This window comes from Paractinoplanes rishiriensis (genome assembly GCF_016862375.1).
In the GTDB taxonomy this organism is placed as follows: domain Bacteria; phylum Actinomycetota; class Actinomycetes; order Mycobacteriales; family Micromonosporaceae; genus Actinoplanes; species Actinoplanes rishiriensis.
The window spans coordinates 1-15,752 of record NZ_BOMV01000107.1; the positions used below are offsets into that span (position 1 = coordinate 1).

Sequence of the window (15,752 nt, forward strand, 5' to 3'; positions counted from 1 at the left end):
CTCGAACAGGCCGACCGCGGCCGAGAGTTGGCCCTGGAACTGCCGGTAGGTTGCCGCCCTGTCGTTGACGAACATCAGGTCGGTGGAGGTGTGCTGCGGGCCGGCGTGTTCGGTGAGCGCGTCGATGTGCGGCAGCAACTGGTTCCATCGTTGCCAGCCAACAACATTCGCTCTGGGATCGTCCGGTATCGCCGTGCGGATCACCGCCACCGCCGCCTGCACCCCGGTGGCTGTGGTGGTGACGTCTTCGCCGGCTGATTGGGGATGGTTCTGCCGGACCACGGCCTGCACCAGCCGATGCACACTGGCCTGTCCGCCGCCGCGATTCACCAAGCTGAACGACGCCAGCACCGCAAGCGCCTCACCGACCGCGACCGGATCATCCGCCAACGGCAACAGCGCGTCCTCCGGCAGCGCGTCCGGGCCGAGCCAGGCCAGCACCTGCAACACCCGCACCGCCAGCGCGGACCGGGCGGCGACCGCGTCCATACTGGCCTGCCAGATCGTCGCGACCGTGCGTTGCGCCGAGCTTCCTTCACCCAGGGCCGCCGCAACCAGGCCGAACCGGTCGGCCAACAACTGCAGGTAGTCGCCGAAACTTAAGCCGTCGTGCTGGCTGACATACGCTGCGGCCTGTTCCAACGCCAGCGGCAGATCTCCCAGCGCCGCCGCCAACCGGCCCGCACCCCCGGCGTCGTCCAACCCGGTCAGCCGGTGCAACAGCTGCACACTCGCCGCCCGATCCAACACCTCCAGCCGCAGCGGGGCCAGCCCGAGCCGCGCCCAACGCGCCGTCCCGAGCTCGCGGCGGGTGGTCACCACCACGTGACCCCGACCGGCCACCTGCCCCAGCAACGGCTCGATATCGGCGAGGTCTTCCACGTTGTCCAGCACCAACAACCAGCCCCGATGAGTCTGCAACCAACTCAACGCCCACGCCTGCGCATCAGCCAACGTGTCCGCCGGACGTAAACGCCCGGCCAACGCCGCGAGCCCCAACGCCACGTTCTCCGCAGTGTCCGCGGTGACCCACCAGACCAGCCCATACCGGTCCCGGTAGTTACGCGCGTAGTGAATGGCAAGCTCGGTCTTACCGATACCTCCTAACCCGTAAACCGCGGCCTGACCCACCACCGCACCACCCGCACCGTCCAACAAACCGGCCAACCGGGCCAGGTCACGACCTTCGAACACCGCCGAACCCATTGGCAGGTTGTCCACCCCATCAACCGGAACTACCGCCACGCCGCCGCGCCGGTCAGCCAACTCCCGCAGCGACCGCTCGACAAGCTGCCCTAAATGCGCCGGACTGCCGAACTGCTGCGCGGTCACCCCGGCGTCACCAACCCGCTTCCGGAACGCGACCTGACGTGCCCCGAATTCGTTGTCGGTCAACGCCCACACCGGCACGCCAGGATGGTCCGCCTCGATGTCCAGTAGGAAGATCAACCGGTCCAGACCCGCCGCCGTCGCCGTATCGAACTCCAACTCCGTGTACGACACCTCCGGCCGGCTCCGCACCAGCGACCCGTACCGCACCCCTAACACACCCACATACACGTCACACGAACGAACTCGCTCCACACACAACTCCGCCGGCGGCAAATCCACGGACGGGAAATCCGCCATGTCGACCACCGCATGACCCGCCGCCGTCACCGCCCGCTCTGCCGCCGCCACATAAGACCCGCTGGCCGGAAACCGTCGCAACTCAGACGTATGAGACACAAACACCCGCCAACCATCAGACACCGAGCCGCCCATCCCCTACCCGCCACGGCAGCCGACCCATCCCGTCAAGATCACGACAAACCGCCCGGCAACCGCTCAGCCTAACGGCAGCGGAACCCCTCAGCGCAATACCCACAAGATCAAAATGTAGCCGGCGGATTCCGACGAATCATGAAAACAACACCGCCAACGAATTACGTGCGATAAATGAACAAGAAATTTCTTCGGCCCCACCTGAAGCCTTTCGGTCAACCACCCCGTTCCGGGTTAGTGCATTCTGATAGCGCACTGTTCTCGGCAAATCCGGAAGCCGCCACCCGCCGCGTTGCTACTTTGGGTGACCGCCCGGCCCGGGATCAGAGCCGCGCATGTACGGTGGTAGTCATGGCGCTATAGTCGCATGCATGAGTACATGGTCGCTGCGCCTTATGGGCGCACACGAGATCCGAGTTCGCCTGGGTGGGATCAGCCGGCAAAGGGTCTACCAGATCACCACGCGCGCTGACTTCCCCGCACCGGCGGCCGATCTCGTTCAAGGCAAGGTCTGGCTGGCCGGAGATGTCGAAGCCTGGATCACGGCCAAGAGGCCGCAGCTGACTTACACCGAGTAACCAGACCCGCGCGTCCTTCGCTTCCTGCTTCTGCGGCGGTATTCGCCGAGAGGTTAATGGCCGCCGCCAGCGGGCGGCGTCGATGGGGCGCGGCCGTCCGGTATGCGGTCAGGGATCGGACGGATGTTGCGGCTTGAGGGTGATTCCCTCGGAGGCGACCGATCCCACGGCGGCGTCCCACCACCAGGCATTGCCGTTGACATACAGACACGGCGCGGCCGCGGTGATGTCGTCACGCAGCAACGCGACGTCGACGCCCGGCATAAGCAACCGCACAATCCGGCCGTCGGAGCAGGGCAGATCCCAGCCGAAACGGCCATCCCGGTCAGCCGCCGGGTCCCGCACAGGGTCACCGGCCAACCCGGTCACGCGATGCCGGATCGGCACTTCGTCCAGCTCCGCCGCGCGCACCTGGACCGCCTCGAGGAACACCGTAAGGTTGGCCTCAGCGAGATCCTCGCGCGCGCCCTCGATCGGCACCGTCCCGGGATTGATCATCGTCCCACGATACGGTCGCCGACCGCGTTTATGCAGGTGACCTCGCCGCGCGCCGCACCATTTCATCAGCAGAGCGGCATTTCGGCGCCAGCTTTCGCAGGTGGAGAGGGCAGTCGCCGTGAGGTGCGTTGGCGGGCATTGCGGGACGCGCCCGCCAACGCCGTCCCAACCTATCCGGCCCCATGCCCATGCCATCCCCACGCCGCCAGATCCCGCGCACAAGCAGCACACGACCAGGTACAAAACGTGGCGAACGCCAAGCGCCACCTGCCGACCGATCCGGCGACGGCCCTAACCTGGCCGACATCTTCGAGGTCCAGCGCACCGACGACAACTGGAGCGGCCTGGCCCTGTTCGGGAGCGGTTCCGGTTCTGGCACACGGCCGTGCGCGGGTGACGCCACGGGCCAGCTCACCTGCCTGGTTTGGCAGGCCTCCGCCTTCGGTAGTGTTTCGATGTCAGGTCCGGCGGACGGCGATGCCGGTGACGATGAGCGCCGCGAGGGTGTCGGCGGCGGTGAGGATCAACCCGACTGTTTCGAAGGCGCCGATGATCGCAGAGGCGCCGAAGCTGGTCACGGTCGCGGCGACCGCGATGAGCACGCCGGCTGTCCGCAACCAGGCCAGGACGGCGGCGATGCGCGCGACCCGGCGACCTCGCGGCAGCGCGAAAGCGACCGCAGTCAGAAAAAATATGACGGTGCCGGCGGCCGCGGACACGCCGAGCAGCAGAAAGGTTGCGGCTTCGTCGTCGGTGAGGTTGCCGCGCTGGTGGCTGTTGAAGACGAGCATGCCGAGCGCGGCCAGTCCGGCGTCGGCCAGCAGCAGGATCGCGCTCAGCACAGCCAACAGGGGGCTGCCCCGGCGGTCAGTGCGGGGGGCGGTCATGAATCACGCCTTCGCTGCCGGCGGCCAGTGCCCTTGGTGGAAGCCTGCGTTGTCGGCGAGTTTCTGCCGCAGCAGGTTGTTAGCGGACGCGCACGCCGATTTAAGGGCTTCCGCTCCGACGATGAGCGCCGCGGACGCGGTCAGGCCCGCTCCGGCGGCGATGACCGGCGCGGCAGGAAGGCCGAAGATCGTCGCTGCTGACGACAGCGCACCGATGATGCCGGCCGCGAGGGCCACGAGCGCGCCGAGTAGCGCGCCCCAGAAGACGATGATGGCTTTGGCCACGTCGTTCAACGCCGTGGAGATACCGCTGGTCAGCACCGATTGAACCTTTTCCAATGCCGTCTTCTGTAGCGGCAGGGTTTGCCGGTAGGCGTCGGCGGCGTCACCGTCCCAGGCGGTGTCGACCTGGAGCAGGCCGGCGTCGGCTGATTGCACCTGAGCGCTGACCGGTGCGCCCACCGTGTCGCTCCACGCGTCAGCGGTCGACCACAGCTGCGACGGGGATCCCATGTTGGAGCAGACCTCGGCGAGGTTGTTCCAGACCCGTCCCAGAAAGTCGCAGAACGTGTTCCAGCCGGCGAAGATTCGGCCCTGCAGCGAGTCGGGCAGCAGGGGCAGCTTGGCGTTGATGGATCCCTGCAGTTCGGTCGTCTTGGTCTGGATCCGGCCCATCACCGAACTGATCTTCTCGATCAGGGCTGCTTCACTGGCCGAGCCTGCGGCAGTATTATTCGCGGACATCCCAGACTCCTTTGAGCTGGCTCGCGGCGTTGGTGTCGCTGAGTTCGTAGGCATGGGCAACCTTGTCGAGCGCGGTGCTCACCTCGCGGTACACCGCGGTGGCCTCGTCGAGCAGCGTGACCGTCTTCTGTTGGATCTGCGCGTAGGTGGCCAGCAGCCCGGTCGGCACGCTCGCCCACGACAACAGCGACTCGTGCAGCGACAGCGCACCAGCCTCCTGACCGGCCCGTCGGGTCACCTGCGACACCTGGTCCCACACGGCGGCGTCGTGGCGCAGCGCATCGATAGCGGCGGTAACACTCATCGCATCCCTCCCGAAAAACAGTTCGCTGTCATGGGCTGATAACGGTCAGTCGGTCAGGCGCAGGCGGCGGGCTAGATCGAGCGGATCCTGTGTTGCACGCTGCACCTGTCCGAGCGGGCTGTCGGCGATCAGGCGTCGCACCCCGTGCGCGGCCGCGTTCTCGTACGCCGCGCGGAACGCCGCCGTCACCTGCCGCCCCACGTTGGTCTCATGGGCGCCACGCAACCAGGACCCGTGGATACGTACAGCGGTGACCTCGCCGCCGCCGGTCACGGTCACCGTGACCTGCCGGTTGGGGCTGTGCCCGGTGTGTGTCGCGTTCACCGTCGCCGCCAGCCGGGCCGAGACCTCGTCGATGCCCTGCTCCACCGCCTCGGCAAGGGCGAGTAACTCCAACAGCGCCGCCCGGCGGTCCTCCGCGGACATCGCCCCAGTCGCCGCTGCGTGGAGCCGCCGGTGGAAACCCTCCCGGTCGAACTCCACCCGATCCGCGACGCCAGCGCCACGCGATGGACCGTCGCCCGATGCCGCAGCCGGGGAACCTGACCCTCCGCCGGCGGCGTACGCCTCACCCCACACGGCGAGCCGACGTATCGCGGCGTCGCGCGCCGCCTCGATGACAGCCCCGGCCAGTTTCTCAGCGTCGAGACGCCGCCAGCTGCCCATCATCGCGACCGAGCTGACCATCCCCTGCGCGTCCAACGCCACCCGCACCGAACCGTTGGCATCCGACCCGGGCGCAGCCGACACCCGCGCAGAACACCGCGCACCATGCACCAGCGCCTCACCGTCCTCAACGAGGCGGCCCCAGGCATCCACCCGGTCATCCGACATGCGTCATCCCCGCTCGGCGTCCTGGCCGGCTCCCCGAAAGCATCGATACGACACCCCCGGCACCTTCCCAATCATCGATGCATAGCGCAACCCTTCCGCAACATGGCGTAACGACCACTTCCGGCAGCCAATAATCGAGGAGAAGGCATCCGAGTTCGGTGACTGGTGGTTGGGCATCCACCTTGGGCGTGGCGCTGCGGCCATGAGCGGTGGTCGCGTGGCAGCGAACTACGTCTGACGACTGGCATCCCTACGCCGGTCGAATCACAGCACCGCAGTAATCCCGTCGTATCGGTCACCCGTCGTCGTACCTAGCCCCGGCGAACGGCTGCGCAGGCGAGCATCAGCCCCACCAGCTCACCGAGGCAACGAGAACCGCCACCGCTCAACCTCGTCCGGTGACAGGTCCACGCGCAGCCGTAGATGGCGTACGGTATGTCGCCAGCGGCCGGCCTCGTACGCCTGGTCGGCGATCACCTCAGCCACCAAGTGCGGCTCTACCGGGTGATAGTCACTCGGTAGACGTGCTCGAACTGGCCGGACCAGCCTGCCGGTAGCGGCCAACGGCCACAAATGCCGACCCTTCGGAGCCGACGGGCGTGGCCGCCGCCGCGATCCCCCGGCGCTGCGGCGCCGTGAGCGGGCTGGTGCGCCCGAAATACCGGAGCCGACCTCGCTCGTCACGACGGCCGAGAAGCAACGCGGTCGGTGCGTGCACCGGCCCGACGACGCCACCGATGATGATGGCCTCTGCAATGACCGGAAGCCGCCGCCCCGCCACGTTGCCACTTTGGGTGACCGCCCGGCCGGATCAAAGCCGCGCACGCACGGTGATAGTCATGGCGCTATAGTCGCATGCATGAGTACTCGATCGCTGCGCCTTATGGGCGCACACGAGATCCGAGTCCGCCTGGGTGGGATCAGCCGGCAGCGGGTCTACCAGATCACCAGCCGTGCCGACTTCCCCGCACCGGCGGCCGATCTCGTTCAAGGCAAGGTCTGGTTGGCCGGAGATGTCGAAGCCTGGATCACGGCCAAGAGGCCGCAGCTGACCGACACTGAGTAACCAGCCCCGCGCCGTCCTTCGCTTCCTGCTTCTGCGGCGGTACTCGCTGAGAGGTTCATGGCCGCCGTCAGCGGGCGGCGTCGACGGAGCTGCTAGACAATCTGCAACGTAATCGGGTTAGCTCGGGTCATCGTCGGCTCCAGACCTCACATTTGCTCAGCCCGGAAATGCCGTTGCAGCCCCCACCGCCCAGGATTGATATCCACAGCTTGTGGATAAAGTGGTTGGCCGCGGTGTCAGCCCCTCCGGCTGATGCAAGGCCCGCGGGACAGATCGTACCGCCGACCCGGTCCACCGTGTCGCAGCCGCGGCGCCCGCGAAGGATCGCGTAGCGTCACAGTCCCGCGCAGCCGCGCGTTCGACCGAAGGCAGGTCCAAAGGGGGGGAACGACTCGGGAACCCATGATCAACTCGCCGAACTGCTCGGCAAGTACGATCTCGCTCACGCCAGCCTCGCCGCACGGCAGACCGAATTGACCTGCGTCGTCGGGGCCTGGCGCAAGATCCGAATCCCCGCATGACCGATGTTGAGACTCCAGCCTGGTCTCGAAACCGCCGCTGCAGCCGCGTAGCCACTGCTAACCATGCAGTGATGCAAAGACATGCGGCATGCGGTCTTAGTGGGTGTTTCAGAGGGGTGTCGGACGGCGTGTCCGCGGTGATCTCTGCGGTCGCGGCAAGGTGTCGGTGTGGGTCGTCAGCGTGCTTACCCCTCGGATCTGACCGATGAGCAGTGGGAGATCATCGAGCCGATGCTCCCTTTGATCAAGGAGCCGGGCAGGATTCCGAAACATCCGTTCCGCGACATCGTGATGCGATCTTGTACATCGATCGGTCCGGGTGTTCCTGGTGGCAGCTGCCGGTGGACTTCCCGCCCTGGCAGACCGTCTATGGCTGGTTCCGGCAGTGGAAGGCCCGCGGGGTCACCGAGCGGATCCTTGATGAGTTACGCGAGCAGATCCGGCTCGCGCAAGGCCGTGACGCCGAGCCGTCCGCGGGCGTGATCGATTCCCAGTCGGTCAAGGCGGCCGACACCGTCGGCAAGGACTCCCGAGGCTACGACGCGGGCAAGAAAGTCAACGGGCGTAAGCGTTTCATCGTCACTGACACCCTCGGTCTGCTGGTCAGCGTCACTGTGCTTGCCGCGTCGTGGCAGGACCGCGATGGCGCCAAGACCGCGCTGCTGGGCGTCTACCTGTCCACCCCTATCCGATACATATTCGCCGATCAGGGCTTCGCCGGCCGGCTCGTCGACTGGGCCGCACGCACGCTGAGCATGGTGATCGACATCGTCCGCAAACCGGAATGGCAGCGCGGCTTTCAGGTCCACCCCAAACGCTGGGTCGTCGAGCGAACCCTCGCGTGGTTGACCGCTCACCGCCGCCTGGCCCGCGACTACGAGCGTGACCCGGCAGTGTCCGAAGAAATGATCCGCTGGGCTGCGATCAACCAGATGCTGCGCCGCCTCACCCGAGGTGAACCAGCCCGCCGTCAGCAACGACGACAAGCCCGAACAGCACCGCTCTAAAACACTCACTTAGCTGCTTGTAGCCGTGGCCGGCACACGTGCGGTTCGGGCCGTGTGGCCTGCCGCCGTGGCGGCGTTGGTCGTGGGGCGTGTGGCGTGCGCTTGGCGGTAGCGGCGTGCTGCCCGGCGGCCTGTGCCAGTGGCGTCGTCCGCGCGGCCGGTGGCGCGGGCGAGGTCGGCACCTGACGGTTCGTGTCCCTGCTCCATGCCGGCTAGCCAGGCTTGGTACATGGCGGCGTCCTCAGCGTTGGTCGGTTGATAGAGCGACGAGGCCGCGCGGGCGGCTGCATCCTTAGCCGGTCGGCGGGGAGCCGGCGTCTGGTTCGGGTCGTCGGGGCGCGTTCGCAGAGGTGCAGGTGTGTAGTCGGGCTTGGGCGGCCTGCTGCCGTCCGCCGTGGGTGTCTCGTTGTGCGCAGCCACGGCGGACGCGGCTGGATGGGAGGGTGGCGTGGCTGCCGGCATTGCGATGGCGCGCTCGGTGTCCGCGGCGCACGCGGCGACGGCGGGCGTCGTGGTTGTGGGTGTGACGGTGGTGAGGCGTGCGCTGATTTCGACGAGGCTGATGCTGGCGACGACGATCAGTCCGTCGACCGAGAGCGGCAGTAGGTAGACCGATGCGCCGGTTTCGCCGTAGCGGGCGGCCACGCCGGTCATGTGCCAGTAGGAGATCCAGGCGGTGATGCCGGCGATGGTGGTGGTGGCGATGATGCGGATCGCGGCGAGGAGGCGTTGGTGGACGGGGATGCGGGAGATGAGTTCGACGGTCAGCAGCAGTGCGATGGGTGGCCATGCCGCGATGGCTTGGCTGATGGGGTGGGTGGGTGCGTGCAGGACGTTCGCGGCTACTGACGCGGTGACGCCGAGGGTGAGCACGGCGCGGACCGCCCACCGCAGACGGATGAGCCGCTCGGCGGTCATCTGGGTTGTCCTTTCAGTTGAGCTGGATGGGACACGGCGGCCGGCGAAGCGCCGGTGGCTGGTGCGGTCAGGCGGCGGGGGGTTGTAGACGCGCGGCGAGGGCGAGGGTTTCCGGGGAAGGTTCTTCCTCGATGTCGTGCAGGGCGTCGCGAAGGCGGTGCAGGACAGCCTGCGCGGCGGCGGTGTTACCGGCCGCGGCCAGGGCATTCAGGGCCCGTCGGGCGACGTCCTCGTTGATCGGATCGAGTGTCGCGGCGTCGTCGATGAGCGCGGCGGCCTCGGCGGGGTCGGTGGGGTGGAGCAGCTCGGCCACCTCGAGGCGGGCCCGGATGCCGTGCCGGCGGACGTGTTCGCGGGCGGAGGTGATCCAGTCGTAGTGGTAGCCGTCGGCGAGGGCGCCCGTGTGCAGATCAATGGCGTGTCGCAGGAGTTCGGCACGGTGTGGCGGGTCGGCGGTGGCGGCGTGGAGCAGGGTGTCGTCGAAGTCCCACAGGTCGATCTGGAGCAGGCCCGGGTCGAGGTGGTAGCGGCCGCCGGTGTTCACGACCGGTTGGATGCTCGGGTCCGCGGCGGCTTGCCTGATCAAGCGGCGCAGGTTCGCGGTCTCGGTGGAGAGCCGTTGCGCGGCGCGGCGCATGGTGGCTGTGGGCCAGAACGCTTCCATGATGTCGGCGAGATTGGCGCCGTTGCGGTGTACGGCGAGGTAGATGAGCAGTTCGCGGGCGTGGTGCCGTATTCCGGTGATCGGTTTGCCGTCCCGGTCCTTGATGGTCGGCGGGCCGAGCAGCCGGATGGGTACGCGAGGTGTGGGCGCCTGCCGTCGGGAGCTACCGCCGTGTTCCGGGGACCGGACCGCTGCAGGTTTAGCGTCGTGCCGGCTGGTAGAGGCGGCGTGGCTTGATTCGTTGTGGCTGACGCGGTCGGGGTCAAGGCGGGGCGTTTCGGTCGGTACGGTGTTGACGCGCTCGTCTGGTTCTGGGGCTGCGGGTGGGACGTCAACGGGGTCACCGGTGTGGGCTTCGTGCAGCACGGTCAGCAGTTGGCGTGCGGTCGCGGCGTCGAGAACGGCAAGCCTGCCGTCAGGGGTACGGCCGTCTGTTTGTATATCGATGGTGCCGGTAGGTGTGTTACCGAGCAGGATCGCGGTGATCTGGACGTGACGGCCGAGCAGGATCAGGTTGTCCAGGCGCGGGTGTAGGTCTTCGGGCGGGGTGTGGGTGAGCAGCAGGACCGGTGGCATGGGCGGGTGGCAGGCGTCGGCGGCTCGCAGTGCGGCAAGGTCGGTGACGTCGTACTCGTGCAGGATCCGGTTGCGTTCGAGCAGCATGTCGTCGAGGTGATCGAGTGCGGCCGGAAGGTCGGCGTGGATGTGCAGGCGTGAGCTGGATGGCCAGGGCGGATCGCCGAGCAACGCGGTCAGCGTGCCCGCGGGTATGACGGCCACGCCTTCGGCGTCGGGGTCCTGCGGGATGCCTGCGGACAAGGTGGCTACCAGCAGGGCTCGGGCGGCCGCGGCGGCACCGGGGCCGCGCAGTCCGCAGCCGTCGGGGTGGGCACTGAGTCCGGTCAGCTGCGGGCCGTCAGGTCCCGGTGGGGCTAGCTCGGGCCGCTCGGCGGGCGGGTGGCGCAGGTATACGGTGACCGTGGGCGGCGGTGGAGCCGGTTCGGGGGAATGGCGTCGTGCGTGACGGTTGATTGTGGTCATGACCGGGGGCAGCGGGAGCAGATCAGGGTCAGCGGAGTGGGCGGTGCGAGTGTGCGGCGCATAGCGGTGCCGGCGGCGCAGCCAGACCAGGGTGCCGGCCGCGGCGATCGCACCGGCCAGGGGCAGAGGTAGCCAACCGCCGGGAAGTGGCACTCCCGGACGGTCGTCGTACTGGGGGGCGCCCAGCGCCGGACCCGGGACCGTTGGTGCGCTGCCGCCAGGCAGATTCGGCGCCGCGCTGACCGGCTGTCCGGTAGTGGCCGGGGCCGTCGAGGGCGTGACCTCCCCGGCCGGCGTCGACGCTTCCGGGGTCGCGGGTGTGGTGTCCGGCTGAGGTGTGGTGGCTGCTGGCCGAGGCGTGCCGCTGTCGTCGCGCCGCTCCGGCTGGCCCGGGCCGGGTGATGCCGCTGCGGGCAGCGTCAGCCGCCAGCCGGGATAGATGAGGTCCGGGTTGGTGAGTCGTCCGCCGACGTCGGGAAACGTTCGACCGCGGTTGACCTGGAAGATCGCCGGCCAGCGGTCGGCGTCACCGAGCCGGTGCTCGGCGATCGAGGAAAGGGTGTCACCGTGCTTCACCGTGACGGTGCCGCGCCCGGCCGCGGTGACCTGCATAGCGGCGACCTTCAGCCGTTGCCGGTCGTCCTCGCCGGATCGGTCCGTGTTTGCGGCTGGCTGGTCGTGGCCGCTGGTGGTGTGTGCTGAGGCCGCGGTCGCGGATAGCCCGGGACCGGCGACGGTGACGGTGGCCGCGCCGATCAGCGTGGCGGTCAGTCCCTGCACCGGTCCCGGGAGACAGGCGAGCAGCCGCACCCACCGCCGGCGGCGGATCCGGGCAGCCACCGCGGCCCCGACAGCGACGGTGATGGCTGCCCACATGAGCCAGCAGAAGATGATGGCGGTCGCGGCCGCGTAGCGCGGGTCGAAAGGCATGCGCAGCCAGGCTTGCATCTGCTGCACCGTCGGCGGCTGCTCGGGCAGCGGATTACCGCCGACTGCTATCAGCAGCACGGGAGCACCGGCGACTACCGCGGTCGTGAGGACAAAGGCGCGCACTGCGCCCATCATTCGGATCACCCTTGTCGCCTCCTGCCCGGGCAGAGCTGGTCTGCGTACGCTGCGGCACGGCATGTGTCGTCGCCGCCGCACCGACGGTAGGCGGCGCGTTCGGCAGCGTGCCGCTAACAGCCACTCACCACCACTCACACCCGCTCACAAGCCCAGGTCAGCGGGCAGACGAAACAACAGTGGAATAGCTGGCAGTGATTTCTGCGTGACCAGGCTGTGATCTTCTGCTTCACTGGCCCGCATGCATTCATGGCTGGCGATCGACTACGGTGCCGCGCACACCCGCGCGGTGCTCGTGTCGCCCGGCGGCGCCCGGCGGCTGGTGACCTTCGACGACAGCCATGTGCTGTCCAGTGCTGTGCATGTCAGCGCCGCCGGCATCGCGGTGGGTGCGCAGGCGTGGCGGCGGGCCGCCGCCGAACCGGACGGGTTCGTCCTGTCCCCGGTACGCGCCGGCCGGCAACAGGTGATCGTGAACGGAGCCTCGGTGGAGGTGGCCGATCTGGCAGCGGCGACCCTGCGCCACGTCGCGCAGCACGCCGCGGCCATGGCCGGTGAGCCGGTGTCCGAGGTGCACCTGGTGGTGCCGGCCGGGTGGGGGCCGCAGCGCCGGACCTGGCTGCGGCATGCCGCGCACGAGGCCGGCTTGCGGCCAATCCGCCTGGTGGAGGCTCCGGTCGCCGCCGCCCCCGGCCTGCCGGCCGCACCCGGCGACGCGGACCGACCGCTGCTGGTCGTCGACCTCGGGGCGGGCTGCGAGGTTACCGTGCTGCAGCCCAGGGCCGGCGGGTTCGAGGTGGTAGCCACCATGGCCGACCCGGACGCCGGAGGCGACCGCATCGACGCCGCCCTGACCGCCGCGATCACCGGCACCGACCCGGACGATCTACCCACCGGCACCCGATGGGCAACGCTCGCCGACGTCCGCACCGCCAAGCATGCGTTGGCGCAGCAGGTTGCGGTCACGGTGCCGGTGCCCGGCGGGCAACCGCCGATGATCGTCAACGGCACGGTACTCGCCGCCAGCGGCCACCCGGTGTATGAGCGGGTCGCAGAGCTGGCCACCGGGGTCCTGACCAACGCCGACCAGACCCTGCAAGCGCTCGGCACCGTACACCTGATCGGCGGCGCCGCCACCGCTGAGGCGGCGGACATGATCGGCGCGAAACTCGGCGCCACCGTTCAGGTACCGCCTCAGGCGGGCGTGGCCAGCGTGCTCGGTGCGGCTGGCGCAGACCAGACGATCAACCGCGCCGACGATGGTGAACCTTTGCGGCTGCCGCCGCTGCGACGCGCGGTGAGCATGGGTCTGCCCGGCCTGTTCTCCCTGTTTCTGTTCGCGCACTTCACGTTCACCGTCATCTTCAACGGCGGCAAACCCTACTCGCGCACGCCGCACTACTACGTGACCGCCGCCTGGGGCGAACTCACCGTGGCCGCGATCCTCGCCATGATCACTTGCCTGCAGGGTGCCGGCCTGATCGCGGCGTCATTGGATCATCACAACCCCCGCACCGGTGCACCTGCGGGCGCCGATAGCCGCATCGCGCCAGGTATCGCTCTGGCCGCCGCGATCGGTACCGCCGTCGCCGCTTTGTACGGGTTGACCGCCGCGGTGTACTTCGCCTACCCGGTCAGCGACCTGCTGCGCTGGTCGCTGTTGCCCGTGCTGCCCACCGCCGGATGCGCGCTGGCCCTCGCCGCCGTCGCCTGGCGCCGTCCGGTCAGACCCGCTGCAGGATGGGACGCGGTACTGACTGTTCCGCTGAGCTCCACCATCGCCGCCGCGGCGGGCACCCTGGCGGTCACGCTGTGGTGGCACGTCGGGCTGCCCTGGTGGGCCGGCGGCTGGGGCGACCTGGTCAGCGTCATCGGCGGCCTGCTATTCACCGTAGCCATCGCCTGCGCCCTGGTCCGCCGGCTCGCCGCCCGACTCGCGCTCACCGTGCTCGTGGGCTTCTTCATCGTGATCATCACCCGGTCCGGGCTCAACATCCCCGCCATCATCTACGCGGTAGCGGTGTTCGGCTGGAGCGCCCAACGCCTGTGGGCCATCGCCCGCACGGCACCGCCGACCGCCTGAACCCGCACTCCGGTATGGCGAACTGATCATGCGCTGGATGAACCGCCTCGCCGCCACCATGATGGTGCTGGCCGTCGTCGCGGGTCCCCCGCTGCTGGCCGTCCTGTGGCTGACCAGTCACCCGTGGCGGTGGCCTACCCGAGCCCAAACACAGGCCTGGTTGCAGCAGCCGGTCACCGCTACCACCATCATCGCTGCCTGCGTTACCGTCGTCGTCCTCGGCTGGCTGACCCTGCTCTGCTACCTGGCCAAGCGCGCCGGCCAGCTCCTGCGCGCCTGGTGGCACCACCTGCGCGACGTCCCACTACCACCACCTGCGCAGATGACCGCATCCTCCATGGCCGGAATCGCCGCCCTCACCATGCCCGCCGCCACCGCCGGCGACATCCTGCCCGCGACAACACCCGTCGCCGCACCCGAGCAGCAGCTGCCAGGTGCCGAACCCAACAGCAACGGCCCCGCCGAGCAGACCATCACGATCGGCCAGGCCGGACTCGACCTGCCCAGCGGGGGGTGGATCTCCACCGGCATGGCCGCAGCCGTCGCCGCGACCGCCGCACTGATCTGGCAGCGCCGCCGCCGCGCCTTCCAGCCGGCACCCCCCAGCCCCCACCGCGAGCAACTACGCGACCGCGACCTGCATCGGCTGCCCGAGACAGCCGAAGCCATTACCGCGGCGAGGCCGGGCGCGCTTTACCAGGCAGACCACCCGCCGGCCTTGCTCGACCAGTTACCCGCCGGCGCTATCAGCATCATCGGACCCGGCGCCGCAGCTGCCGCTCGTGGCCTGATCGTCGCCGCCGCACTCTCCACGCTCAGCGGGAAAACGCCCACCACAACGGTCTGCATCGACCGCAGCGACCTCACCCGACTCCTGCCAGAAACCGACGTCGCCGCTCTCACCGCCGTCGGCATCCAAATCAGTGACACGCCGAAACCTGCGGCTCCACCACCGTCGGGCCACGCAGACGACGGCGGCCGTCACATCCCGCCGGCCGAACCGGCCACCTCGCACACCACCCGCATCCGGCTGACCGCCGATCCAAACGCCACCGTCACCTGGCACATCGCCGCCGACGGCACCGAAGCCGGCACCGCCAACCCGCAGAGGTTCTGCGTCCTCACCGCACAGAACACCACCGACCTACTCACGCTCGTCCACCAGGCCCACCAGAACCCCCGGGACACAGCAACCGAGCCGCATCCTCCGACCAACCATCCCGCACCCGCCCCACTCCCGCAGTCCACCACCACGACCGGCCGTCTGCAATTGATCGGCGGCTGCGAACTGACTGTCGGCGGCAGCCCGGTGCGCCTACGCCGCCGCGCCGGCCTGCAAATCCTCGCCTACCTCGCCGTCCATGCCGACGGAGCCACCAGAACCGACCTCATCCGCGCCTGCTGGCCCGGCACCCCACCGGCCACCATCACCCAACGCCTGCACACCACCCTCACCGACCTACGCCGCCAACTCCAACCACTGCTCGGCGCCGACCCGATCCACCACGACGGCCACCACTACCACCTGAACACCCAGACGATCAGCACCGACCTGCACCGCTGGCGCACCACCGCCAACACCGCCGCGCACAGCATCGACCCCCGAGCCCGAAGAGAAGCCTGCCGAACCCTCATCAACCTCTGCCACGGTGAACTCGCCGCCGGACACCATTGGCCCTGGATTGATCCCGCCCGTGAAGCGCTGCGCCGCGACGTCCAGGACGCTGCAGCTCTTATCGACGAACGTGTTCGCTAGAGCCTCCGTCCAATCGGCGGAA

The 15,752-nt window shown here is 68.7% G+C and carries 15 protein-coding genes; 5 read left to right on the forward strand and 10 right to left on the reverse strand.

Going from position 1 to position 15,752, the window contains the following annotated elements; all coding sequences use genetic code 11:
* Positions 1 to 1,680: DUF4062 domain-containing protein (locus Ari01nite_RS45080; protein ID WP_239163562.1), on the reverse strand; the 1,680-nt coding region annotated here is incomplete at its 3' end.
* Positions 1,681 to 2,135: 455 nt separating this feature from the next.
* On the opposite strand from Ari01nite_RS45080, the gene Ari01nite_RS45085 reads away from it, so the two are divergent.
* A complete protein-coding gene (locus Ari01nite_RS45085; protein ID WP_239163563.1) occupies positions 2,136 to 2,342 on the forward strand; it encodes a helix-turn-helix transcriptional regulator in 207 nt (68 codons plus the stop codon).
* Positions 2,343 to 2,450: 108 nt separating this feature from the next.
* On the opposite strand, the gene Ari01nite_RS45090 is transcribed toward Ari01nite_RS45085, so the two are convergent.
* From Ari01nite_RS45090 to Ari01nite_RS45115, 7 genes are all read right to left on the reverse strand, one after another.
* Positions 2,451 to 2,840, reverse strand: a complete 390-nt coding sequence (locus Ari01nite_RS45090) for a hypothetical protein (protein ID WP_203790392.1) — start codon at positions 2,838 to 2,840, stop codon at positions 2,451 to 2,453.
* Positions 2,841 to 3,298: 458 nt separating this feature from the next.
* Complete coding sequence (locus tag Ari01nite_RS45095; protein ID WP_203790393.1) at positions 3,299 to 3,727, reverse strand: hypothetical protein; 429 nt, start codon at positions 3,725 to 3,727, stop codon at positions 3,299 to 3,301.
* Positions 3,728 to 3,730: 3 nt separating this feature from the next.
* Positions 3,731 to 4,471 (reverse strand): WXG100 family type VII secretion target, encoded by a 741-nt coding sequence (locus Ari01nite_RS45100; RefSeq protein WP_203790395.1) that lies wholly within the window; start codon positions 4,469 to 4,471, stop codon positions 3,731 to 3,733.
* Complete coding sequence (locus Ari01nite_RS45105; RefSeq protein WP_203790396.1) at positions 4,458 to 4,775, reverse strand: hypothetical protein; 318 nt, start codon at positions 4,773 to 4,775, stop codon at positions 4,458 to 4,460. Before Ari01nite_RS45105 ends, Ari01nite_RS45100 begins: the two co-directional genes overlap by 14 nt.
* Before the next feature lie 45 nt (positions 4,776 to 4,820).
* Positions 4,821 to 5,609, reverse strand: coding sequence for a YbaB/EbfC family nucleoid-associated protein (locus Ari01nite_RS45110; RefSeq protein ID WP_203790397.1), 789 nt, complete (start codon positions 5,607 to 5,609; stop codon positions 4,821 to 4,823).
* A gap of 357 nt (positions 5,610 to 5,966) precedes the next feature.
* Positions 5,967 to 6,095 (reverse strand): hypothetical protein, encoded by a 129-nt coding sequence (locus Ari01nite_RS51165; protein ID WP_275410938.1) that lies wholly within the window; start codon positions 6,093 to 6,095, stop codon positions 5,967 to 5,969.
* A gap of 25 nt (positions 6,096 to 6,120) precedes the next feature.
* Entirely contained in the window at positions 6,121 to 6,390 is a 270-nt protein-coding gene (locus tag Ari01nite_RS45115; protein ID WP_203790398.1) for a hypothetical protein, read from the reverse strand.
* A gap of 78 nt (positions 6,391 to 6,468) precedes the next feature.
* Here Ari01nite_RS45115 and Ari01nite_RS45120 point away from each other — a divergent pair, with 78 nt between their 5' ends.
* Entirely contained in the window at positions 6,469 to 6,675 is a 207-nt protein-coding gene (locus Ari01nite_RS45120) for a helix-turn-helix transcriptional regulator (protein WP_203790399.1), read from the forward strand.
* Between the two features lie 689 nt (positions 6,676 to 7,364).
* A protein-coding gene (locus tag Ari01nite_RS45125) for an IS5 family transposase (RefSeq protein ID WP_203790400.1) occupies positions 7,365 to 8,203 on the forward strand; the annotation gives its coding sequence in 2 pieces (ribosomal slippage) (positions 7,365 to 7,485 and positions 7,485 to 8,203; 840 coding nt in all).
* 9 nt (positions 8,204 to 8,212) lie between these two features.
* Here the strand turns inward: Ari01nite_RS45125 and Ari01nite_RS45130 are convergent.
* Complete coding sequence (locus Ari01nite_RS45130) at positions 8,213 to 9,121, reverse strand: DUF2637 domain-containing protein (RefSeq protein WP_203790402.1); 909 nt, start codon at positions 9,119 to 9,121, stop codon at positions 8,213 to 8,215.
* Between the two features lie 67 nt (positions 9,122 to 9,188).
* A complete protein-coding gene (locus Ari01nite_RS45135) occupies positions 9,189 to 11,879 on the reverse strand; it encodes an AfsR/SARP family transcriptional regulator (protein ID WP_203790403.1) in 2,691 nt (896 codons plus the stop codon).
* A gap of 253 nt (positions 11,880 to 12,132) precedes the next feature.
* Here Ari01nite_RS45135 and Ari01nite_RS45140 point away from each other — a divergent pair, with 253 nt between their 5' ends.
* Together Ari01nite_RS45140 and Ari01nite_RS45145 are read left to right on the forward strand one after the other, a co-directional pair.
* Positions 12,133 to 13,974, forward strand: a complete 1,842-nt coding sequence (locus tag Ari01nite_RS45140) for an Hsp70 family protein (protein ID WP_203790404.1) — start codon at positions 12,133 to 12,135, stop codon at positions 13,972 to 13,974.
* A gap of 37 nt (positions 13,975 to 14,011) precedes the next feature.
* On the forward strand, positions 14,012 to 15,730 hold the full coding sequence (locus Ari01nite_RS45145; protein ID WP_203790405.1) for an AfsR/SARP family transcriptional regulator: 1,719 nt from the start codon (positions 14,012 to 14,014) through the stop codon (positions 15,728 to 15,730).
* The last annotated feature ends 22 nt before the right edge of the window (positions 15,731 to 15,752 follow it).